21 protein-coding genes are annotated in these 21,643 nt (G+C 71.2%); 11 read left to right on the top strand and 10 right to left on the bottom strand.

Going from position 1 to position 21,643, the window contains the following annotated elements:
• The first annotated feature begins 13 nt into the window (after positions 1-13).
• The 4 genes from thrC to groL all read left to right on the top strand — a co-directional run bounded on the left by thrC (position 14) and on the right by groL (position 4,219).
• Entirely contained in the window at positions 14-1,303 is a 1,290-nt protein-coding gene (gene thrC, locus ACFWEP_RS04165; RefSeq protein WP_387365238.1) for a threonine synthase, read from the top strand.
• Positions 1,304-1,332: 29 nt separating this feature from the next.
• Complete coding sequence (locus ACFWEP_RS04160) at positions 1,333-1,611, top strand: MoaD/ThiS family protein (RefSeq protein WP_266705881.1); 279 nt, start codon at positions 1,333-1,335, stop codon at positions 1,609-1,611.
• A 428-nt stretch (positions 1,612-2,039) separates the two neighbouring features.
• Entirely contained in the window at positions 2,040-2,246 is a 207-nt protein-coding gene (locus ACFWEP_RS04155) for a cold-shock protein (RefSeq protein WP_003967346.1), read from the top strand.
• 350 nt (positions 2,247-2,596) lie between these two features.
• On the top strand, positions 2,597-4,219 hold the full coding sequence (gene groL, locus ACFWEP_RS04150) for a chaperonin GroEL (RefSeq protein WP_328721018.1): 1,623 nt from the start codon (positions 2,597-2,599) through the stop codon (positions 4,217-4,219).
• Between the two features lie 159 nt (positions 4,220-4,378).
• On the opposite strand, the gene ACFWEP_RS04145 is transcribed toward groL, so the two are convergent.
• Both ACFWEP_RS04145 and ACFWEP_RS04140 read right to left on the bottom strand, forming a co-directional pair.
• Positions 4,379-5,137, bottom strand: a complete 759-nt coding sequence (locus ACFWEP_RS04145) for a MerR family transcriptional regulator (RefSeq protein ID WP_387365235.1) — start codon at positions 5,135-5,137, stop codon at positions 4,379-4,381.
• A gap of 190 nt (positions 5,138-5,327) precedes the next feature.
• Positions 5,328-5,861 carry a MarR family winged helix-turn-helix transcriptional regulator gene (locus tag ACFWEP_RS04140; protein ID WP_387365232.1) on the bottom strand — a complete coding sequence of 178 codons (534 nt, stop codon included), beginning with the start codon at positions 5,859-5,861 and terminating at the stop codon, positions 5,328-5,330.
• 139 nt (positions 5,862-6,000) lie between these two features.
• Here ACFWEP_RS04140 and ACFWEP_RS04135 point away from each other — a divergent pair, with 139 nt between their 5' ends.
• The 3 genes from ACFWEP_RS04135 (at position 6,001) to ACFWEP_RS04125 (ending at position 9,298) form a co-directional block, all read left to right on the top strand.
• Positions 6,001-7,359, top strand: a complete 1,359-nt coding sequence (locus ACFWEP_RS04135) for an FAD-dependent oxidoreductase (protein WP_387365229.1) — start codon at positions 6,001-6,003, stop codon at positions 7,357-7,359.
• A gap of 374 nt (positions 7,360-7,733) precedes the next feature.
• Entirely contained in the window at positions 7,734-8,144 is a 411-nt protein-coding gene (locus tag ACFWEP_RS04130; protein WP_328721021.1) for a YciI family protein, read from the top strand.
• Positions 8,145-8,152: 8 nt separating this feature from the next.
• Entirely contained in the window at positions 8,153-9,298 is a 1,146-nt protein-coding gene (locus ACFWEP_RS04125) for an RNA polymerase sigma factor (protein ID WP_387365306.1), read from the top strand.
• Between the two features lie 25 nt (positions 9,299-9,323).
• Here the strand turns inward: ACFWEP_RS04125 and ACFWEP_RS04120 are convergent, their stop codons facing one another.
• On the bottom strand, positions 9,324-10,214 hold the full coding sequence (locus tag ACFWEP_RS04120) for a hypothetical protein (protein WP_387365225.1): 891 nt from the start codon (positions 10,212-10,214) through the stop codon (positions 9,324-9,326).
• Positions 10,215-10,870: 656 nt separating this feature from the next.
• On the opposite strand from ACFWEP_RS04120, the gene ACFWEP_RS04115 reads away from it, so the two are divergent.
• Positions 10,871-11,554 (top strand): GNAT family N-acetyltransferase, encoded by a 684-nt coding sequence (locus ACFWEP_RS04115; protein ID WP_387365222.1) that lies wholly within the window; start codon positions 10,871-10,873, stop codon positions 11,552-11,554.
• 86 nt (positions 11,555-11,640) lie between these two features.
• Here the strand turns inward: ACFWEP_RS04115 and ACFWEP_RS04110 are convergent, their stop codons facing one another.
• Positions 11,641-12,372, bottom strand: a complete 732-nt coding sequence (locus ACFWEP_RS04110) for a hypothetical protein (RefSeq protein ID WP_387365219.1) — start codon at positions 12,370-12,372, stop codon at positions 11,641-11,643.
• Between the two features lie 1,213 nt (positions 12,373-13,585).
• Between ACFWEP_RS04110 and ACFWEP_RS04105 the strand changes: the two genes are divergently transcribed.
• Positions 13,586-14,719, top strand: coding sequence for a hypothetical protein (locus tag ACFWEP_RS04105; RefSeq protein WP_387365216.1), 1,134 nt, complete (start codon positions 13,586-13,588; stop codon positions 14,717-14,719).
• Positions 14,720-14,805: 86 nt separating this feature from the next.
• Here ACFWEP_RS04105 and ACFWEP_RS04100 read toward each other — a convergent pair whose 3' ends face one another.
• The 3 genes from ACFWEP_RS04100 to ACFWEP_RS04090 form a co-directional block, all read right to left on the bottom strand.
• Positions 14,806-15,552, bottom strand: coding sequence for an SDR family oxidoreductase (locus tag ACFWEP_RS04100; RefSeq protein WP_387365213.1), 747 nt, complete (start codon positions 15,550-15,552; stop codon positions 14,806-14,808).
• 360 nt (positions 15,553-15,912) lie between these two features.
• On the bottom strand, positions 15,913-16,344 hold the full coding sequence (locus ACFWEP_RS04095) for a DUF4259 domain-containing protein (RefSeq protein WP_387365210.1): 432 nt from the start codon (positions 16,342-16,344) through the stop codon (positions 15,913-15,915).
• A gap of 20 nt (positions 16,345-16,364) precedes the next feature.
• The gene (locus ACFWEP_RS04090; RefSeq protein WP_387365207.1) at positions 16,365-16,961 is read right to left on the bottom strand and encodes a hypothetical protein; all 597 of its coding nucleotides are present in this window, start codon (positions 16,959-16,961) and stop codon (positions 16,365-16,367) included.
• A 91-nt stretch (positions 16,962-17,052) separates the two neighbouring features.
• Between ACFWEP_RS04090 and ACFWEP_RS04085 the strand changes: the two genes are divergently transcribed.
• Positions 17,053-17,628 (top strand): GNAT family N-acetyltransferase, encoded by a 576-nt coding sequence (locus tag ACFWEP_RS04085; RefSeq protein ID WP_387365204.1) that lies wholly within the window; start codon positions 17,053-17,055, stop codon positions 17,626-17,628.
• 27 nt (positions 17,629-17,655) lie between these two features.
• Here the strand turns inward: ACFWEP_RS04085 and aac(6') are convergent, their stop codons facing one another.
• Together aac(6') and hemC are read right to left on the bottom strand one after the other, a co-directional pair.
• A complete protein-coding gene (gene aac(6') / locus ACFWEP_RS04080) occupies positions 17,656-18,132 on the bottom strand; it encodes an aminoglycoside 6'-N-acetyltransferase (RefSeq protein WP_387365201.1) in 477 nt (158 codons plus the stop codon).
• 31 nt (positions 18,133-18,163) lie between these two features.
• The gene (hemC, locus tag ACFWEP_RS04075; RefSeq protein ID WP_387365198.1) at positions 18,164-19,099 is read right to left on the bottom strand and encodes a hydroxymethylbilane synthase; all 936 of its coding nucleotides are present in this window, start codon (positions 19,097-19,099) and stop codon (positions 18,164-18,166) included.
• Positions 19,100-19,389: 290 nt separating this feature from the next.
• On the opposite strand from hemC, the gene ACFWEP_RS04070 reads away from it, so the two are divergent.
• Positions 19,390-19,626: a hypothetical protein gene (locus tag ACFWEP_RS04070; protein WP_387365193.1), complete on the top strand. Its 237-nt coding sequence runs from the start codon at positions 19,390-19,392 to the stop codon at positions 19,624-19,626.
• A 341-nt stretch (positions 19,627-19,967) separates the two neighbouring features.
• Here the strand turns inward: ACFWEP_RS04070 and ACFWEP_RS04065 are convergent, their stop codons facing one another.
• The gene (locus ACFWEP_RS04065; protein ID WP_387365190.1) at positions 19,968-21,542 is read right to left on the bottom strand and encodes a hypothetical protein; all 1,575 of its coding nucleotides are present in this window, start codon (positions 21,540-21,542) and stop codon (positions 19,968-19,970) included.
• Between the last annotated feature and the right edge of the window lie 101 nt (positions 21,543-21,643).

Here is a 21,643-nt window from a genome sequence, read left to right as displayed (position 1 = left end):
GGCCTCCGCCATCATGGCTGAACAGATCGCCGCAGCGACGTCCGGAACCGTGGATCTCGGTCCCGCCGACGCGCTTTCCTGCCGCGAGTGCGGCGAACGCTTCCCCCTCGGCCCCATTTTCGCCTGCGCGTCCTGTTTCGGGCCGCTCGAAGTGGCGTACGACCTGCCGAGCGGCTCCCCGGACGAGCTGAAGAAGCGCATCGAAGCCGGCCCGAACAACATCTGGCGCTACGCGCCGCTGCTGCCGGTGCCCGCCGATGTCGCCGACAAGCCCAACATCAACCCCGGCTTCACCAAGCTGGTCAAGGCCGACAACCTCGCCCGCGAACTGGGCGTCACCGGAGCCCTGTACGTCAAGGACGACTCCGGCAACCCGACGCACTCCTTCAAGGACCGCGTCGTCGCCATCGCCGTCGAGGCCGCCCGTGCCTTCGGCTTCACGACCCTCTCCTGCTCCTCCACCGGCAACCTCGCCGGCGCGGTCGGTGCCGCCGCCGCGCGGGCCGGTTTCCGCTCCTGCGTGTTCATCCCGCACGACCTGGAAGAGGGCAAGGTCGTCATGGCCGCCGTGTACGGCGGCGAGCTGATCGGCATCGACGGCAACTACGACGACGTCAACCGCTTCTGCTCCGAGCTGATCGGCGACCCGCTCGGCGAGGGCTGGGGCTTCGTCAACGTCAACCTCCGCCCGTACTACGGCGAGGGCTCGAAGACGCTCGCGTACGAGATCTGCGAGCAGCTCGGCTGGCAGCTGCCCGACCAGCTGGTCATCCCGATCGCGTCCGGCTCCCAGCTCACCAAGATCGACAAGGGCCTCCAGGAGCTGATCAAGCTCGGTCTCGTCGAGGACAAGCCGTACAAGATCTTCGGTGCCCAGGCCGAGGGCTGCTCCCCGGTCTCCACCGCCTTCAAGGCCGGTCACGACGTGGTCCGCCCGCAGAAGCCGAACACGATCGCCAAGTCGCTCGCGATCGGCAACCCGGCCGACGGCCCGTACGTCCTGGACATCGCCCGCCGCACCGGTGGTGCGGTGGAGGACGTCGACGACGAGCAGGTCGTGGACGCGATCAAGCTCCTCGCCCGCACCGAGGGCATCTTCGCGGAGACCGCCGGCGGTGTGACCGTCGGCGTGACGCGGAAGCTGATCGAGGCCGGTCTGCTCGACCCGACGCTGACCACCGTCGTCCTGAACACCGGCGACGGCCTGAAGACCCTGGACGCGGTCTCCCCGACCACCGGTCTGACGGCGACCATCCGCCCGAGCCTGGACGCGTTCCGCGACGCGGGCCTCGCGGCGCACTGACCACCCCAGAACCGAGGAAGGCAATCCCCATGAGCGTCAAGGTCCGCATCCCCACCATCCTGCGCACGTACACCGGCGGCCAGGCCGAGGTCTCGGCCGAGGGCACCGTCCTCTCCGAGGTCATCGAGTCCCTGGAGAAGGACCACCCGGGCATCGCCGCGCGCGTCCTGGACGACCAGGGCAAGCTGCGCCGCTTCGTCAACGTGTACGTCAACGACGACGACGTCCGCTTCGAGGGCGGCCTCCAGGCGGCCACGCCGGACGGCGCCGGCGTCTCGATCATCCCCGCCGTCGCGGGCGGCTGCTGACCGTACGGCCGCTCGACGGCACGCCACACCAAGGACATTGCCCCCTTCGCGTACGACGCGGAGGGGGCAATTCCGTAGGATTGAGCGCGGTACAGTTGGGGAAGCCCCCTCCGCCGCTCGTGTCGAGCATGTGCGAGATCGCGCCGCGGCGCGACAAGAAGCAGCCAAAGTCCGGATGCCCTCTGTGCCTTAAGTGGCCTTTGTCTGGCCCGACTTGCCCAAGATTCTCAGCAAATCCTCATGTTCGGGCGTTCCGGCACGCTCAGAATTCCCGTCCGATTGACCTGTTGCAGAGGGCAGTTGGGCAGATACATTCGGCCGCGGTCGAGGCGTTCCGGCGCACGCACCCTCTCCTGTCGGAGGGTGAGTTCTGACCCGGGTCCGCGAAGTGCGGTCCTGTGCAGGGGCCAGAAATAGGGGAGTTAGGCATGGCTCAGGGCACCGTCAAGTGGTTCAACGCGGAGAAGGGGTACGGCTTCATCGCGGTCGACGGTGGTGCGGATGTTTTCGTCCACTACAGCGCGATCCAGATGGACGGGTACCGCACCCTCGAAGAGGGTCAGCGAGTTGAATTCGAGATCTCGCAGGGCCAGAAGGGGCCGCAGGCGGACATGGTCAAGCTCGCCGTGGGCTGAGTTGGACGCGGTCGGCAACGATATTTCTTCACCACGCAGGGCCCGTTCCCCCAGGGGACGGGCCCTGCGTGGTTTCGCGTTTTCCGTGCCAGGAGGGCGTTCCGCGGGGCCGGGGGCCGCCCGGAGGCTGCCTCGGGCTTGTCCCCAGGACGAGGAGGACGCTTGCACTCGCAGGGGTCGAGTGCTAATCATTGGCGTTAGCACTCTCCAGGTGAGAGTGACAGAAACTTGGACCGGGCCGGTGAGGCCCGCAGGCGCGGCGGGGCAAGGAACCGCCGGGCACGCAGGCCGTCCGTCGCGGGCGCCACTCGGTCCGGAGCAATCCACCCCGTCCGGGAGGACCACTTCACATGGCCAAGATCATCGCGTTCGACGAGGAGGCACGGCGCGGTCTCGAGCGCGGGATGAACCAGCTCGCCGACGCCGTCAAGGTCACCCTCGGCCCCAAGGGCCGTAACGTCGTCCTCGAGAAGAAGTGGGGCGCGCCCACGATCACCAACGATGGTGTTTCCATCGCCAAGGAGATCGAGCTCGAGGACCCTTACGAGAAGATCGGTGCGGAGCTGGTCAAGGAGGTCGCCAAGAAGACGGACGACGTCGCCGGCGACGGTACGACCACCGCCACCGTTCTCGCCCAGGCGCTCGTCCGCGAGGGTCTGCGCAACGTCGCCGCCGGTGCCAACCCGATGGCCCTCAAGCGGGGCATCGAGAAGGCCGTCGAGGCCGTCTCCGCCGCTCTGCTGGAGCAGGCCAAGGACGTGGAGACCAAGGAGCAGATCGCTTCGACCGCCTCCATCTCCGCCGCCGACACCGAGATCGGCGCCAAGATCGCCGAGGCGATGGACAAGGTCGGCAAGGAAGGCGTCATCACCGTCGAGGAGTCCCAGACCTTCGGTCTGGAGCTGGAACTCACCGAGGGCATGCGCTTCGACAAGGGCTACATCTCGGCGTACTTCGCGACCGACATGGAGCGTATGGAGACGTCCTTCGACGACCCGTACATCCTCATCGTCAACTCGAAGATCTCCAACGTGAAGGACCTCCTTCCGCTGCTGGAGAAGGTCATGCAGTCGGGCAAGCCCCTGCTGATCATCGCCGAGGACGTCGAGGGCGAGGCCCTGTCGACCCTGGTCGTCAACAAGATCCGTGGCACCTTCAAGTCCGTCGCCGTCAAGGCTCCGGGCTTCGGTGACCGCCGCAAGGCCATGCTCGGTGACATCGCCATCCTCACGGGCGGCACGGTCATCTCCGAGGAGGTCGGCCTCAAGCTGGAGAACGCGGGTCTCGACCTGCTGGGCTCCGCGCGCAAGGTCGTCATCACCAAGGACGAGACCACGATCGTCGACGGTGCCGGCGAGAGCGAGCAGGTTCAGGGTCGCGTCAAGCAGATCCGTGCCGAGATCGAGAACTCCGACTCGGACTACGACCGCGAGAAGCTCCAGGAGCGTCTGGCGAAGCTGGCCGGCGGCGTGGCCGTCATCAAGGCCGGTGCCGCCACCGAGGTCGAGCTCAAGGAGCGCAAGCACCGCATCGAGGACGCGGTGCGCAACGCCAAGGCCGCCGTCGAGGAGGGCATCGTCGCCGGTGGTGGCGTGGCTCTGCTCCAGGCGTCCGCCGTCTTCGAGAAGCTCGACCTGACGGGCGACGAGGCCACCGGTGCCAACGCCGTCAAGCTCGCGCTGGAGGCCCCGCTCAAGCAGATCGCCGTCAACGGTGGTCTTGAGGGTGGCGTCGTCGTGGAGAAGGTCCGCAACCTGCCGATCGGTCACGGCCTCAACGCCGCGACCGGCGAGTACGTCGACATGATCGCCGAGGGCATCATCGACCCGGCGAAGGTCACGCGCTCCGCTCTGCAGAACGCCGCGTCCATCGCCGCGCTGTTCCTCACCACCGAGGCCGTCATCGCCGACAAGCCCGAGAAGGCCGGCGCGGCCGCCCCGGGTGGCATGCCGGGCGGTGACATGGACTTCTGATCCCCTTCAGGGATCGGTGGTTCCACCCCCGCAGCATCCAGCTGTAGCTTCGGCCCCCAGGATTCGTCCTGGGGGCCGAAGTGTTTTCTCCCGTCGCGATCCAGGCCGCGATCCAGGCCGCGAATCAGGCCGCGATCCAGGCCGGGGCCGGGCAGGGGATCAGGCCGGGCGGACCGAGTGGTACGCCGTGATGGCGTCGCGCTGGTACTCGGCGAGGCCCGGAGCGATGGCTTCGTATGCCGCGCGCCACTGCGGGTTCTCCACGCACGAGCTCCCGATCGCCAGGTGCTCCTCAGCGGTGACGGGGCGCAGCTCGTTCACCGCCCTGAACTGCGCGTCCACGTGCTCCCGCACCTGCACCGAGTCGGCGGGCAGGCCGTCGGTCAGGAATTCGGCGAGCCGGATCATCTGCTCCGTACGCTTCCGCTGCCCGGCCGTGATCTCGGCCTCGGTCAGGCCGGAGGTGTGCCGCTCGACCGCTTCGGCGTGCGCGGGGAAGTCTCGCAGGCTCTCCTCGTACTGCGCGGGGCGAACGCCCTCGAAGAGGTTCTCGGGTCGGTTGATGGTGGTCATGGTGCCGTCCTCTCGGGAGTGTTCCAGCTGACGGATGGTGCGGGAGACGGCTGCGGCCAGGATGCCGAGGCGGTCGCGTTCGGCCAGCAGCCGACGGTGGTGGCCGCGCAGGGCCGCCAGTTCGTCGACCTGATCGGCCAGGATGCGGCCGATCTCGGGCAGTCCGACGCCGAGGCTCCGCAGCACGAGGATCTGCTGCAGCCGCAGCAGTTGGCGCTCCCCGTAGACGCGGTGCCCGTTCGAGCCGGTGCCGGCGGGCGGCAGCAGTCCGATCTCGTCGTAATGCCGCAGGGTCCGTGCGGTCACCCCGGACATCCGGGCGACCTCCGCGATGGGCCAGGCCATGGCCGTCTCCTTCACGCGCCGCTTGTGCACGGCCGATCGTTCACCCGCCGCCGAGCTGGGAACGAATTTCTGGTACGGGCCGATGGGTCTCGCCCCGTACGGGCCCGGTTTCTTCCGGCCCCCAGAACGACGGTAGAAGCTGCCGCAGCGGCAGCCGCAAGCCCGTGAAGGCTCTTCGCGACGGGTGTTCCTACTCCGCGTCCAGCGCCGACAGATGACGGGTGAAGTCGTCCACGAGCCGCCCCAGCAACCGGCCCAGCTCCCGGCGGTCCTGGTCGGACCAGTCGGCCAGCGCTCCACCGAACCAGCCGAGGATGGTCCGCATGTAGCGCTCGGCGCCGGCCGCGCCTTCCGGTGTCGGCTCGATGAGCCGGGCGCGCTGGTCGTCGGGGTCGGTGACCCGGCGGACCAGGCCGCGCTTCTCCAGCCCGTTGACCTGCCGTGTGACGTGCGGTCCGACCACCTGCATGCGGGTCGCGATCTCGCCGATGCGCAGCGGGGTTCCGGCCATGTGCAGGGTGACCAGTACGGACATCGACGGGCGCTCCAGGGCGAGTCCGGCGGTCTCCATCGCGTGCTCGGTCAGCCGCCCCTTGTTGAGGGTGTTGCTGAGCTGGGCCATGCGCGGCAGCACCTCGGCCACCAGGTCGAACGCCGCGTCGGAGCCGGCCGGCGGGCCTGCGGCGTCTTCGCGGTCTGCCGCGTGCGGCTCCTGGGCATCCATGCCCGCTCCTTTTGGATAGCTAAGTTAGGTATATAGTCGGGTCCGGTGGCAATGCCGCACGGGTTCTCGCGCCCGTAAAAAAGATACCTAAGTTACGTAGATGGCGGGAGTCTGCGTGCCTGTCGAGAGGGGACACCTCATGACCAGCACCTACGGTACGGAATCCGGTCGCGGTACGGACGGCGCGGCCGGTACGGACACCTCCGCGCCCCGCGCGCGCAGCGTCCTGATCTCCGGCGCCAGCATCGCGGGCCCCGCGCTGGCCTACTGGCTGCACCGGTACGGCTTCGCGGTCACGGTGGTCGAGAAGGCGGACGCCGTACGCGGCGGCGGCTACCCCATCGACATCCGGGGCACCGCCCTGGAGGTCGTGGAGCGGATGGGACTGCTGCCCGGGGTGCGGGCCGCGCACGTGGACAGCCGGCAGGTGTCGTTCCTGGGGCCGGACGGTTCGGTGCGGGCCGCGATCCGGCCGGAGACCATGACAGGCGGGGTGGAGGGACGGGACGTGGAAGTGCGCCGGGGAGACCTCGCCGACCTCCTGTACGGCCTCGTCCGCGACGACGTCGAGTTCCTCTTCGGCGACTCGATCGCGACGCTGGACGACCGGGGCCACGGGGACGGCCGGGGTCGCCGGGACGGGGACGGCCGGGGCGACGGCGACAGGGGTGACAGCCGGGACGGGGGCGTGGACGTGGTGTTCCGCAGCGGAGCCCGGCGCACGTTCGACCTGGTCGTGGGGGCGGACGGCATCCACTCGCACACCCGGGGGCTGGTGATGGGGCCCGAGGAGCGCTTCCACCGCTCCCTCGGCCAGTGCTTCGCCGGTTTCACCCTGCCCAACGACTTCGGCCTCCGCCACGAGGGCGTCATCCGCAACACTCCGGGCAAGGGCGCGGTCCTGTACGCCGTGGAGGAGACCGAGGACCTGCACGGCTTCCTGGTGTTCGCCTCGGACCTGGTGGAGTCGACGGTGCCGCTGACGGCGTTCCGCGACCCGGCCGCCCAGCGCGAGCTCGTCGCCTCCGTCTTCGCCGACGAGGGCTGGGAGGTCCCGCGCATGGTCACCGCCATGCGCGCGGCGGACGACCTCTTCTTCGACGTGGCCGGGCAGATCCACCTCCCGTCCTGGTCCACGGGCCGGGTCGCGCTCGTCGGCGACGCCGCGTACGCCCCGTCCTTCTTCTCCGGGCAGGGATCGAGCATCGCGCTGATCGGGGCGTACGTCCTCGCCGGTGAGCTGGCCACGCACCCGGACCACACGGCCGCGTTCGCCGCGTACGAGAGCGGGCTGCGGGAGTTCGTGGAGGCCAACCAGGCCCTGGCGCACAGCGGGCTCGCCGTCCTCGCGCCGCGTACCGCCGAGGATCTCGCGGCGCGCGACAAGGCCCTTGCCGAGCCGACGCTCGCCTCCGGCGAGGAGGGGCGGAGCATCAACTCGGCTCTGGAGTTGCGTGATTACGCGGCGGGCGCGGGCGTCTTGAACGGTGCGGCCTGACGGGGACGGTTCCACGTGGCCGAGAGCGGTCGGCTGAGCGATCGGGCGACCGACCGGCGCGTCGTGCTTCCCTCGGGCCCTGTCGGTCGGGATCGTCTCAGGGACCGTTCGTCGAGCCGACTGGTCCGGTCGGGGGCCGGTTCGGAAACCGGTTCGGAAACCGGTTCGGAAACCGGTTCGGAGGCCGGGGTCGGGAGTCCGGGGTCGGAAGTCCGGAAAGATTTCTCGTCCGGTGATGTCGAGAACCCGTGACCGGCTCCGTCCCCGTAGTGAACGCGCCCACGGACACGGACGCGAGGAACACGGACACGGACGCGAGGAACGCGACCACGGATGCGACCGCTCACACGGCCGCCGCAGTGAGGAGAGACGCCATGGCGAAGTACCTGATGCTCAAGCACTACCGGGGCGCCCCGGCCCCGGCCAACGACGTGCCGATGGACCAGTGGACCCCGGAGGAGATCTCGGCCCACGTCCAGTACATGAACGACTTCGCGGCCCGGCTGGAGAAGACCGGAGAGTTCGTCGACGGGCAGGCGCTCGCCCCGCAGGGGGAGTGGGTCCGGTACGACGGCGAGGGGCGCCCGCCGGTCACCGACGGCCCGTTCGCGGAGACCAAGGACCTGATCGCGGGCTGGATGGTGATCGACGTCGACAGCCATGAGCGTGCGGTGGAGCTGGCCGGGGAGCTGTCGGCCGCGCCCGGAAAGGGCGGCGAACCGATCCACGAGTGGCTGGAACTGCGCCCGTTCCTGGGCGCCCACCACCCCACCGTCACGGAGTGACCTCACCGATGGACGAGGCCCTGATCCGGAGCCTCACCCCGGGTGTCATCGCCGTCCTCGTCCGCCGCGGAGCCGATTTCGCGGCGGCCGAGGACGCCGTGCAGGAAGCACTGCTCCAGGCGGTACGCGTCTGGCCGGCCGACCCTCCCGAGGACGCGAAGGGCTGGCTGGTCACCGTGGCCTGGCGCAGGTTCCTCGACGCGACCCGGGCGGACAGCGCCCGCCGTCACCGCGAGGTCCGGGTGGACGAGGAACCGGCCGCCGGGCCCGCCCGCGCGGTGGACGACACCCTCCAGCTCTACTTCCTCTGCGCCCACCCCTCGCTGACCCCGGCGTCGGCGGTCGCGCTGACCCTGCGCGCGGTCGGGGGGCTCACCACGCGCCAGATCGCCCAGGCGTACCTGGTGCCGGAGGCGACGATGGCGCAGCGCATCAGCCGGGCGAAGCGCACCGTTTCCGGGGTGCGGTTCGACCGGCCCGGCGACGTCGCAACGGTGCTGCGCGTCCTCTATCTGGTCTTCAACGAGGGGTACTCCGGCGATGTGGACCTCGCCGCCGAGGCGATCCGGCTCACCCGGCAGCTCGCGGCCCGCATCGACCACCCCGAGGTGTCCGGGCTGCTCGCCCTCATGCTGCTCCACCACGCCCGGCGGGCAGCCAGGACCGCGCCGGACGGCAGCCTGGTGCCGCTCGCCGAGCAGGATCGCGGCCGGTGGGACACCGCGTCGATCGCCGAGGGCATCGGGATCCTGACGGCGGCGCTGGCCCGCGACCGGCTGGGCGAGTACCAGGCACAGGCCGCCGTCGCGGCGCTGCACGCCGACGCGCAGACCGCCGAGGAGACCGACTGGCCGCAGATCGTGGAGTGGTACGACGAGTTGGCGCGGCTGACCGACAGCCCGGTCGTACGGCTGAACCGCGCGGTCGCGGTCGGGGAGGCGGACGGCCCGCGCGCGGGTCTGGCGGCGCTCGCGGCGCTGGACGCCTCGCTGCCGCGCCACACCGCCGTGGCGGCGTACCTCCATGAACGCGACGGCGACCCGGTGACGGCCGCACGGCTGTACGCCGAGGCCGCGCACCGGGCGACCGACCTCGCCGAACGGGACCACCTGACCCGCCAGGCCGCCCGCCTCAACGCGCTCCGGGAACGGTGACCGGAACGGATGAAGGGGAAGGCGCTCAACTCGCGCTGTTCGGCGGGGTCGTACGGCTCTGGGCGCCCCGTCGCCGGACGGTCACCCCGGCCCGGCCCCGGGGGCGGTCCTGGCGGGGGACCATGTTCGCGCGGACCTGGGACACACGGCTGCTCACGTCGTCGTGCGGGACCGTGCCGGGCGGGCCCGCGAGGGGCGCGAGGTCGCCCCGGCAGGGGCGGCAGAGGCCGTCGGGCATGGCGTCTCCGGGGCCGGGCGCCTTGCATTCGCGGCACTCGGCGGGGTACCGGCCGGACGGCACGGGCGGGGGCGGTGGGGTCGCGATACGGACCGGGGGCAGCTTGTCCGCCAGGCGGCGGCGGACGAGGGAGGCCGCGTGGTGGACGGCGGTCGGCAGGCCGGAGGTGAGCGCGTGGAGCAACTCGTTCTCGTCGGCGCCGCGTTCGAACCACTCGGTGACCTGCGGTTCCAGCATCGCGCAGTCGGCGGCCGACAACGACAGCGCCGGGTTGGCCCGGCCGAGCGCGGCGAGCAGGATGAACGCACGGGAACGCGAAGGGCGTCGGGCTTCCGGCGGTACGTCGCCCCGCACGAACGCCTCCCACCAGTCGGCGTCGCGGGCGGTACGGGAGAAGTGCGTACGGGTCACCCAGAGCAGCTGGGTCTCGTTGGCGACGACGATGCCGTCCCGGTGCAGGTGGCCTGCCGCCTGGAGCCTCCGGAGCACCGTGCCGATCGCGCACTGGCCGTAGGGGAGGACCTTGGCGAGGGTCTTCACCGAGATGTCCGCGCCGTCCGGCAGCAGGTCGATGTACGCGGCGACGGCCGCCTCGCGCGGCGGCAGATGGTCGAAATCGCGTACGGAGGAGGGCTTCTGGTTCGGGGCCGAACGCTTGCCGTATCCCGGATTGGACATCGGATGCGGGGTGCGGGGCACGGAGCCGTGCGGGGGGCAGGGGGCAGTACTAAGCTGGGCCGCAGCCATGGGGATCGCTTCTTTCGATCTTTTTGGTCAGGCCCCTGTTCGGTGTTCGCAGCACCGGCAGGGGTCGACTCATGTGTGGTCTGAGTTGAGGCGAACGCTAGATCGTCGGCACCCTGCGTGGCAAGTCGGTCACGGATGGTCAACCCTGGGGAGTTAAAGGAACGCCCGAGGGTGACGCGGGGCGGCCGGGACGTGTGGGCGGGCAGGTCCGGTCGGCCGCCGGTGGCGCCTTCCGTGGACGCGCTTCCGTAAGCGACGTCCGTAAGCGACGTCCGTGAACGACGTCCGTGAACGACGCCCGTGAACGACGCCCGTGAGCGGCCTTGGTGGCCAGGGTGGGTGGGTGGGAAAACAGTCCCCTCCACCCATTCCTGTGAAAGAGCGCTCGAATCTCGCCGCTTGAGCTTCGGGCCGGGGGCGCGACTGAGGGCTGTCCCTCGATCGGGCTAGCGCCTTGGGGCAGAAGGGGCGCGCCATGGTGGAGTTCGCGCCCCTGGGGCGTCGGCCACCGCGCCGCCGGTGCCCGCCCACGCGGGGCGGCGCAGGCACCCGCACCCCTTGTGGGTGGTGCGTGCTCTAATCGCCGGATGACGAAGATCGAATCAGGGCTGATACGACGCTGGCTGCACGGCTGGACCGTCGCACGCGGCCTGCCCGAGGCCGAGCCGGTCGGGCCTGCCGGGGACGGGCTGCGGTCGGCGTGCGACCAGCCCGGCCGCGAGGTGGAGGTGTTCGCCCTGCGCGCGGACGACGCGCCCGAGTCCGTGGCACGGCTCGCCGCGACCGTAGCCGCCGCACGGAAGATCACCTGGCTCACCGTGCCCACACTGCGTACCGCCGAGGTCGAAACCATCGTCGGGGCGGCCGGGCTGGAGCTGGTCCACCGGTCCGAGTGGCTCATGGCGACCGATCTGAGCGAACACCCGAAGCACGCGGTCGCCGAGCCGTACCGGTGCGAGGTCCGCACGGACGGCCCCCTCACGGTCGTCACCGTCCACGACCCCTCGGGCGAGGTGGCGGCGCGCGGCACCATCGCCGTGGTCGGCGAGGACGCGATCGCCGATCGCATCGAGACGAGCCCCGCGCACCGCCGACGCGGCCTGGGCCGCGCCATGATGAGCGCCCTCGCGGAGGCCGCGGTGTCCCAGGGCGCCCGAACCGGCCTTCTCATCGCCAGCGAGGAAGGCCAGCTCCTCTACTCCTCCCTGGGCTGGCACCACAGCGCCGACGTCCTGATCGCCCGGGGACCGGTCGCTCCCGCCGCCGGGTAGGGCGTACGCGTCGGGGGCGGGCGGGGGCTCCGGGTGCCGGGTCGTTGGCTCCGGGTCTCGGGTGCCGGGTGCCGGGGCGGGAGTTGTCAGAGCCCGGCCTTGCCGGTGGACCAGTACGGCTTGGTGGTGACCGCGCGGCGGGGAAGTATCCGGCTGTCGACCAGGGCCGCGCGCTGGCGCTGGATGGACTGGGCGTGCCCCAGCAGCATCGCCCCGTCGAGCCGCGCGAACTCGCCCTCTCCGGCTGCCCGTTCGAGCCAGAAGAACAACGCGTCGCCTGGCCCCTTGGTGATGGGCAGGAAGTGGTACCGGGGCCAGCGGGCCGCCAAGGCGTCGACTGCGGGCTCCGGCACCTCGATGGCGACGAGTGACTGTTCGTCCACCCGGGCGTAGGCGTCGATGGTGCCGAGGGTGGAGCCGTCGCCGAGGTAGAGGCGCCGGGCCCCGGTCTCGCGCAACGGCCGGTGCCGGGCGGCCAGAATCACGGTCCCGGTACCGGCCCGCAGGCGGCTCACCCAAGTGGCGCCGGGGCCCTGGGACTCGGTGCTGGCGAGAACACCTATGCGCTCGGCCTCGGAGCCGCTGCCGCCGGTTTCTCCGTCCGGCCCGCCCACGGTCCGTACCGTGTAGCGGCGGCTCAGGGTGGGGGCCACTCGGAACTGGATCTCGTGGCCGGGCTGCCAGCCGCCGGGCGGGGCCGAGGCGTGCAAGGTGAGTTCGACGAAACCGGGGGCGGGGTGCTGCACATCGAGTACCCGCGCTCGGCGCCCCATGGCGGATTCCGCGAGTTTGCCTATGAGGGCGGGCGCTTGGGGCATCGGAATCTCTTCTCGGGAGGGACGGCGGGGCTTGACCGGTGGTGCGGGAGGGCCGATGGCACCGCCCTGGGACGTGTTCCGCCCTGGGGCGCGGGCAGCGCGGGACGAATCCCGTGTGCCGTGTGTGAGCTGACCTGCACAGTAGGCGGTTCGGGCCGCACGGTCACGGTGGGCGTCGTCATCTCTCGCGGGCTTCGTCGCGGCGGTGGTTCGAGAAGGCGAGCATCATCACCGGGAGGGTGGCGGCGGCGAAGCCGAGTCCCAGGGGCGGACTGACCTGGAAAGTGCAGCGGCCCCGAGGGGCCGGACCCGCGCGGCGGCAGACAGATCGGTGGAAGGCACGGTGCCCAGGGTACGGGCGGTCCCTCCCGGCCGGCGTGGCCGGAGTTCGGGAGGGTCCGTCCGCAGCAGCAACGGCGGCGCGGGTGGCAGCCGCTGGGTACGAGTGCGACGTGACGGGCCGCGAGGTGTCCTGAAACCGGGGAGTCGACACGGGCTTCATGCCGGACTCGGTGAAGTCGGCCTCCCTCGGCCTTCCGGCGTCGTAACGTCCCGGACGAGGAAGAGTGCGCCCCGCGCGTGCGGGGATGGTCCCCCGACCTCGATGGTGCGCCGGATGCGCTCCAGGTGCTCCCTGCGCGCGGGGATGGTCCCCACGCCGGGCTGGGAGACGACGATGTCCTCTCGTGCTTCCCGCGCGTGCGGGGATGGTCCCGCGCTGAAGACAGCGGGCGGAGGAGTGGGTTTGTGCTCCCGCGCATGCGGGGATGGACCCGTGCGCTCGATGTGGGCATGCGCAGCCCGAACGTGCTCCCCGCGCGCGTGGGATGGTCCCGACACCCCGTACGCCGTACGGCAGCACGAGGAGTGCCTCCCGCGCGTGCGGGGATGGTCCCAGTACGGGCACGGCCGATTGCCAGACATTGACGTGCTCCCCGCGCCTGCGGGGATGGTCCCAACGAGCTGCACGACCTCGACGAGGGCGCCTTGCGCTCCCCGCGCGCGCGGGGATGGTCCCGCCCGGTTCGGGGTGGTCAGGCATGGGCTCCCCCGCGTGCGCACACTCCATGGGTTCATCGACGGCAAGGCTGCACCCTGCCCGCCCCACACCGCCCCAGCTCACCCGATCCGGACGACCGCGTCTCGATTCTGTCGCCGGCAGCTCTCGGGACGCGTACGCCCACTTCCCCGGTACCGCCGAAAGGATCGCATCATGACCAGCGCTATCCGACTCGAAGCCGCCACGGCGGCCGTCACGGTGCTGAGCAATCGCGCCGATGTCACGGATTGGGCCCTGCGGTACTTCGGCCAGTGGTGGAACGCCGCCGCGACGGAGGCGGACGGCGTCCACGGCGACTCCGTGGTGACCGCCGATCTCGACCCTGCCGCGTACGAGGCGATCTCCCTCCTCGTCGGGGACGGGCGGCCCACCGGAACGGTCAGCTACGCGAAGCACCCGCTGGTGGTGGCCCGCGACGGTGATGACGTCGTCGCCACCTCTCCCGGCGAGGGGATCGCGTACCGCAGTACGCCGTCCTCCAGGCGCTTGGTCCTCGCCGGTACGGACGTGTGGAAGCTCGCTCTCTCGGCTGCGCGCCTCGCGCGGGAGGTCGCTCGGGGGCAGCTTCTGCGGGACGGGTGGGCGGTACTGCATTCCTCCGCCGTGGTCAGGCCGGACGACAACGCGACCCTCCTCACCTTCGGCGAGAAGGGAGCGGGGAAGACCACCACGGCCCTGCTGCTCGCCTCGAACGGGTGGCAGCTTCTGGCCAACGACCGGGTCCTCGCACGGCCGATCGGTGACCGCGATGTCGAAGTCGTACCGTGGCCGTCCGCCGCCGCCCTCGGTCTCGGCCTGCTCGACTCGCTGGACTGGTTCGCGACCGCGCGCGAGCACCTGCGGACCGGAGGAGGCTTCCACCCGACCCAGCACAGGTCGGTGACAGCGGCGCTGCTCGCGGGCGACCCCACCCCGCTCCGGGACGGGAAGGGACGAGAGCGGAAGGTCCAGGTGTTCCCCGACCAGTTCCCCCACCTGTTCGACGTGCCGTTGGCCACGGTCGGTACGGCCGCTGCCCTCCTCTTCCCCCAGGTCATCGCCGACTCGGCGCCGGGTTTGGCCGACGGCGCCCGCACGCTGGGGGAGGGCGACTTCATGTCGGGCGCCACGGAGGACCGTTACCCGGACGTCTTCGGACTCGCTCAGGGCATCGACGGCGGGGGCCGGGAGAGTGCCCGCGCCGAGGTGGCCTCCCGCCTCGCGGTGCTGCCGCACCACGCGGTCCGGCTGAGTCACGACACGCAGGCGAGTGCTGCCGTGCTCGGCAAGCTCGCCGACTCGATCTGAGCAGCGGACACCCGCCCGACCCCCGGCGCCGGTGCGGCACCGGGGCCGGGCGGGTGCGGGGCCCGTTCACGAAGGGCGCCTCAGCCTCAGCCCAGTCCGCCGGTGGCCCGGATGTTCTGGCCGGTGATCCAGCGGCCCTCGTCGCCCGAGAGGAAGACGACCACGGCCGCGATGTCGGCGGGCGTTCCGAGGCGCCCGAGCGGGGTCATCGTCGGGATGGTGGCCAGGGCTTCGGGCGGGTTGGTGCCCCGCAGCAGGTCGGTGTCGGTGGCGCCGGGGGAGATGGTGTTGACGGTGATCCCGCGCGCGCCCAGTTCGATCGCCGCACCGGCGGTGAGCTGTTCCAGGGCGCCCTTGCTGACGAGGTAGGGCACGATGCCCGGGGCCGGGCGCAGGGTGTTGAGGGTGGAGATGTTGATGACCCGGCCACCGTCCGGCATGTGCCGTGCCGCGTACCGCAGGGTGAGGAACGCGGCCTTCGTGTTCACCGCGAACGCCTGCTCGAAGACGTCTTCCTCGATCGCGGCGAGCGGCGCCGGCATGAAGCTCAGCGCCGCGTTGTTCACCAGGATGCCGACGCCGCCCGAAGACTGCTCCTCGGCCGCCTCCATCAGCTTCTCGGCCGCCCCGGACTCCGCCAGGTCGAGCTTCAACGCCCTTGCCCGGCCGCCGGCTTCCTCGACGGTACGGACGACCTCCTCGGCCGCCTCGGTGTTCTGTGCGTAGTTGAAGACGACCTCGGCGCCCTCCCGCGCGAGCCGTTCCACGATGCCTCGGCCGATTCCCCGGGAGCCGCCCGTCACGACGGCGGTTCTGCCTTCCAGCGTTCCCATGGTGCTCCCCTGTCTTCCGCACACTCCGGACACTTCGGTTCAGCGCTCCGAAGCTACGGACGCCCCACCCGCCGGGCGCCATGTCTCGCCGACAGCGAAATGCCCTGCGTGGAGCCCTCGGAACGTGTTGCGTATCCGCCAAGCGGAGCTTCGGGCCCCGAAAGAGCTCCGGCACGCGTGCGGGTGGGGCCGAGGGGGTGCGCAGGGGCGGAAGAGGCTGCGGCGAGCGGCGAAGTGGGCCGCTTATAAGCTCGGTTGTGGCTTGCTTCTGGCGGTACGAGAAGCCGGGCGACGGGTGAGATTCACTCTTTAGTGTCATGCCTCGAAGGGGATTTCGCTTCGGTTCGACATTTCGCTCGGTCACGGCTCGACGTCGAAAAGGGCGATGGTCGGCGGCGAAGGAGCTAGCACCGCACGGAGCCGGGCGAGCATGGCCTGCCACCGCTCCCACGCCTTCTGGTCGGTCCAGTCCGAGGACGGACCCTCCTCGGCGGTGGCGACCCGGGCGACGGCTTCGTCGGCGAGTGCTCGCAGGTCGGAGGGGAACCGGGGCGTGGGCGCTCTGGGCCCGTAGGACGTGTCGACGGGGTCCCCTCCCGGACATTGCGCCGCGATCAGCGCGGCGGCGGCCACCGCCGCTTCCGCTTCCCGCAGCCAGTCCGTCGCGTCGATCGTGCGGACGAGAACGGCTCTCACCAGGGCCTCGCGAGCCTCCGGGGCGGTGTCGTCGAGGGTGTCGGCGAAGTCTGCGGCCGTGTCGTTGTCGAAGGGGCCGGTGTCCCAGGTGCCCACGACGGTCTCCTCTCTCGACGTCAGGTGAGGACGATGGGGCAGCCGCGACGTATCGAGTGCTGTGCCGCGCGCAGGTACAGGGCGACGTAGAACGCCGTGTCCAGGTCCTCGCTCCACCGCCCCGGGCGGACCGCGGCCGCCGTGGACCGCTCCTCGACCTCCTCGTCCCGGAACCACGAGGTCAGTTCGAGGTTGTCGCTCGTACCGGGGACCTCGTCCGGCAGACCGACGGCCTCCGCCAGCCGCTCAGCGAGCGCCAGCGCCTGCGGAGCGCCGACCACCAAGGTCTCGTCGGAGTACGGAGCGGGGGTCGGCAGCCAGATCTGCTCCTCCAGGGAGAACGGCACGAGTACCGACCACCCGTACAGGGTCTCCGCTTCCTCCCGCGACAGGTGCGCCTCGCACAGGTCGACGAAGCCGTCCATGGACCCTGTCAGCTTCTCCTCGAAGGCCTGTCCCGAGCCGCGTTCGAACTCCGGCTCCTCGGGCAGGTCGGTGAAGGGCGGCAGGCCCCGCCGCGCGAGGTCCCCCGCGAGTGCGGACGAGACGTCGCCCCACCCGTCCTCCTCGGCGTCGAACCACTCCTGCGCACCCACACTGACCAGATAGATCCCCATGGGCGGGAAAGTACCGTGGGCAACTGACAACGGTGGTGCCGAGCTGCCCCGTTCGACGACGCGCCACCGTTCGGGAGGGGGGCATCGAATAATGCCGCGAGAGACCATCGGGGCCGAGCGCCTGGACGGGCCGGGCGCGCTGCGCGCGGCGGGGGAGTTCAGGCTGATCTACGCCGAAGCGTTCGCCGAGCCGCCCTACGACGAGACCGAGGACGAGGTCGACGCCGCCTTCCGCCGCTTCCCCGTACTGACCCGTAACCCCGGCTTCCGCGCCGTCCTGGCCCGCACCGGGAGCGGCGTGCCGATCGGCATGGCGTACGGGCACCCGCTCGGGCCCGACGCCGTGTGGTGGGACGAGCTGACCGAACCCGTCCCCGACGACATGCGGCGCGAGGACGGGCACCGCACCTTCGGGCTCCTGGAACTCGCCGTGCGGGGGCCGTGGCGCGGACGCGGCGTCGCGCGGAGGCTGCACACGGCGCTGCTCGACGGCATCGGGGTCGAGCGAGTGCTCCTGAACGTCAACCCGGCGAGCGGGACGGCCCCGGCCGTCTACCGGAAGTGGGGCTACCGGAAGGTCGGTGAGGCGCGTCCCGGCGGCGCCGGGGCGGAGCTCCATCATGTGATGCTGTCCGGCCGCACGGGCGCGGGGGCGCCACCGGCGTGAGGGGCCAGGGCGCCGCCCGGACGCCGCTCAGGCCAGCTCGTCCGCGAGCAGGTCCATCAGCAGACCGTCCTCCCAGGCGCCCGAGTGTTCGTTGTGCCAGTACGCCCGCATGACGCCCACCGGTTGGAACCCGACCTTGGCGTAGCAGCGGATGGCCGCGGTGTTGGCCGCCGCGGGGTCGATGGTGAGCCGGTGGTGGCCGCGTTCCCGCACCAGCCACCGGGCCAGCGTCCGGACGGCGTCGGCGCCGAGCCCTCGCCCGCGGAGCCTGGCCGTCAGGAAGATGTCGATACCGGCCCGGCGGAATTGCGGGTCTGTCTCCTCGCTGAACTGGATGGCGCCGATGACCTCGCCCTCGAAGACGATGGCCAGCTTGTCCTGGTAGCTGGTCGGGGGCGGCGACCACCACGCCGCGACCTCGGGCTCGCGTACCACCCTGTCCAGGATCTCGGCATCACCGTCCGCCGCCGGCCGCAACAGGACCCGGTCCCCGTTCAGTTCCACGCCGCCATCCCTCCCGCACGGGCCGTCGCCCTCAGTGCGCGATGGAGTCGATCAGCTCGCGGGCGCCCTGACGGAGAAGGGTGACCGCGACGGAGGTGCCGAGGGTGGCGGGATCGAGCGGGCCGGCCCACTCATGGGCGTTCAGGACCGTCTTGCCGTCCGGGGTGAACACGCAGGCCCGCAAGGAGAGTTCGCCGCCGCTCCGGGAGGTGGCGTAACCGGCGATCGGGCTGTTGCAGTGCCCCTGGAGCACGTGCAGGAACATCCGCTCGGCAGTCATTTCCCGATAAGTGGAAGCGTGGTTGAGGCCGCTGACCGTCTCGATCGTCGCGTGATCGCCCTCACGGCACTGGAGCGCGAGCACCCCGGCCCCGATCGGCGGGCACATCGCCTCCGTGGACAGCACCTCGGAGATGGTGTCGGTACGCCCGATACGCGCCAGCCCGGACGCCGCGAGCAACAGCGCGTCCGCCTCGCCCGCCGCCAGCTTCTCCAGCCGCCGGTTGGCGTTGCCCCGGAACGGTACGCACTCCAGATGCGGGTGCGAGGCCGCCAACTGCGCGATCCGGCGCACCGACGAGGTCCCGATACGCGCACCCTCCGGCAGCTCGTCGAGCGTGAGCCCACCAGGGTGCACGAGGGCGTCCCGTACGTCGTCCCGCTTCAGGAACGCCGCGAACACCGTGCCGGCCGGCAGCGGCCGGTCCGCCGGTACGTCCTTCACGCAGTGCACCGCGAGATCGGCCTCACCGGCGAGCAGCGCCGCGTCCACCTCCTTGGTGAACGCCCCCTTCCCCTCCACCTGGGAGAGGTCCCCCAGCCACTTGTCCCCGGTCGTCTTCACGGGCACGACCTCGGTGGCGATACCGGGGTGCAGCAGAGCGAGTTCGGCCCGGACCCGCTCCACCTGGGCCAGGGCCATCGGGGAGTCGCGGGAGACGATACGGATGAGTTCGGGAGTGGCCATGCGTTCACGATAGACCCGCGGGACGGGGCCTTGGGGTACGACGCGTGGGGGAGTCCTTCGGCGCCCGGGGCTGTACTCGGTGTGGAAGGAATGAGCCCCCGAAGACGACCGGTCAACGCACGTCGGCCGAGGGGAACCTGCGAGTGGCGGAGGAGGCCGTGGCACGTTTGAGAAGCGGCTTGGCGGGTGTCGGGCTCGCGTCGCCGTCGCTGCGGATCGCCCTGCGGCGCCGGAACGCATGAAGAGGGGGCTCGAAGGGGAGAACGCCCAGGTGAAGGAGGGCGTGGAACATGTCGGTCGAAAGGCTTGAGCCGTGTGTGCCGGAGCGTGGATCGTTCGCGGTCGACGCTCGGTCGGGCAAGGTCGGGCGGGTGATGGGCCGAGTGGGGCCGAACATCCTGCTGCGTCCGCCCGGTGGCGGTACGGAGTGGGACTGTCCGCCGGAAGCGGTGCAGCCGGCACCACCCGGCGTGGTGCTGCGTGCGCGGGTCACGGAGATCAACCGGGAGGGACAGCTGCCCCGTTGAGGGGCCGCCCGGGGGCGGCCCCATGCCATCGGCCCCGTCACCGGGCGCCGTCAGCGCACGTGACCGGGCGGCCGGACCGGACGCCGTACGGTTGCCGGGCTCCCGCCGCGGCGCGAACCCTCCTCGGCGGTCGACGAGCGGAGCATCTGCTCGCGGTGCGCCCGGCGATCGGCCGACCGGCCCGGCCCCGATCCACCGGCCCGGCCCCGATCCACCGCGGCACCGCCCCGGCCCGACCCACCGCCCCGGCCCCGGCACCGCCCACCGCCCCGGCACCGGCTCGGCTCACCGCCCCGGCACCGGCTCGGCCCGGGGTGCCCGAAACGGGCGCGTCCGCCCGGTCACGCGGAGGACAGCTGTTCCGCTATCTCCTTGATCCATTCGCCGGTCCTGGCGGGGTCGTTGAGAGAGATCGCCCATTCCTCCGGGGTCAGCTTCTGCTTCTCGGGGCCTGCCTTGAGGACCTTGAGGAGGGATCTGGCCGATTCCCGCATCTCCGCCGTCGTGGTGTCGCTCCCCTTGATGTCCGGCCCCGCCGCCAAGGCGTAGATGTCGCGCGCCATGGCCTGGCGTTGGCCGTTCCCCACCTTCTTCCAGAACTTCAGGGACTCCCTCAACGCGTCCTCGCGGGTGGCGGGTTCCTTCGGGGTCTCCCCTTCCGCGGCCCAGCGTTCGGGGTGGCGGGCCCCGTCGTAGCGCTTCGTGCCCGCGCGGACCCCCTTGTAGGCGGCGACGCCGAAGATGAGACCCGCCGCAGCCGCGGCGATGCCCCAGCCGACCGGATTGCTCGCGAGCCCGGCCGCTCCCGCTGTGGCGGCGACCGCCGTCACGACACCACCCGCGGCCTTGGCGCCCTCGCCCACCGCCGTGACGGCCTGCTTGGCCATCTTGTTCTTCTGCTTGCCGATGGCGTAGTCGACCGCCGTGTTGAACGTGTTCTTGTCTTCCGCCTGCCGGAACTCGACGGCGGCTTCGCGGGCGCCGCCCAACGCCGACAAGGCCGTGTCGATGGCGGTGGGCAGGCCCTCCAGCCCGTTCTCGTCGTCCCACAGGGAATCCATCGCGGCGATCGCCCTGGCCAAGGCCATGTCGGCCTCGTTCCGCGTCCGTACCAGCCGGTTCAGGTCCGCGTCGTCGACACGGTCGGGCTTCTCGATGGCCTTCAGTGCCTGGTGCTTGCGGGCCGTCAGCGCGGTGCGGGTCGCGGCGCGCGTGCCCTTCACCCCGCCGACGATGCCGGCGCTGACCCCACTGACCTCGGATGCCGCCAGGGCGCCCGTCGCCTTCGTGACCTTGGTCATCTCCTTGGTGAGGGCAAGAGAGTTGTTGATCGAGCTGGCGGCGCTGACGAACGCGTCGGACGTCTTGGAGATGAACTTCTTCCTCGCCACGTGATGGGCGGCCCCGTCCTTGTGCTTCCGCATGTTCTGCGCGGCCGTGCGCGCTTCCATGCCACTGGTCGCCGCGCCGAGGGCCTCCGCGAGGACGCCTTCCCCGGCTGCGCCGGCCCCCGAGCCGGCGGCGGAGTGCTTGAGACCCGCGTCGGCCGTGGCGGAGGCGTGCTGGGTGAAGCCCGCGTTGGTGGGGACCTGGATGCCCTTGACGAAGGTGTCCGTGAACTCGAAGTTCTTCTTGAGCTTGTCGAGACCTGCGGCGGCCCGGTTCCGGTATCTCGCCCATCGGGAGGTGGTGTTGACGTTCGACTTCGCCGGGCCCTGGGGCTCCGCCGACTCTTCCCTGGCGCGCTGCACCATCGCGGTCGCGGCCCGGTTGCCGGCGCTGGACTGGATCGAGAGGAGAGCACGCTGCGCCGGGTCGCCGTACGGGCTCGCGCCCCGGCTCCGGTCCTGCTGCTGCCTGCCCGACGGTGGGACAGTCCGGGGCCGCGGTGAGGTGCGGTGGACCAAGGCGCTCATGGACGTACCTCTCCTGGGCAGGACCGGGCCGGGGGAGCGTAGCCAGGCAAGGCGTGCGGAGGAGGAACGGCAGGGAAACTTCCGGGGGGGGGGGCGGGACC

Source organism: Streptomyces sp. NPDC060198, assembly GCF_042728415.1.
In the GTDB taxonomy this organism is placed as follows: Bacteria; Actinomycetota; Actinomycetes; order Streptomycetales; family Streptomycetaceae; genus Streptomyces.
The sequence above is the reverse complement of the archived record's forward strand: the minus strand, read 5'-3'. Positions and strand labels throughout refer to the sequence as shown.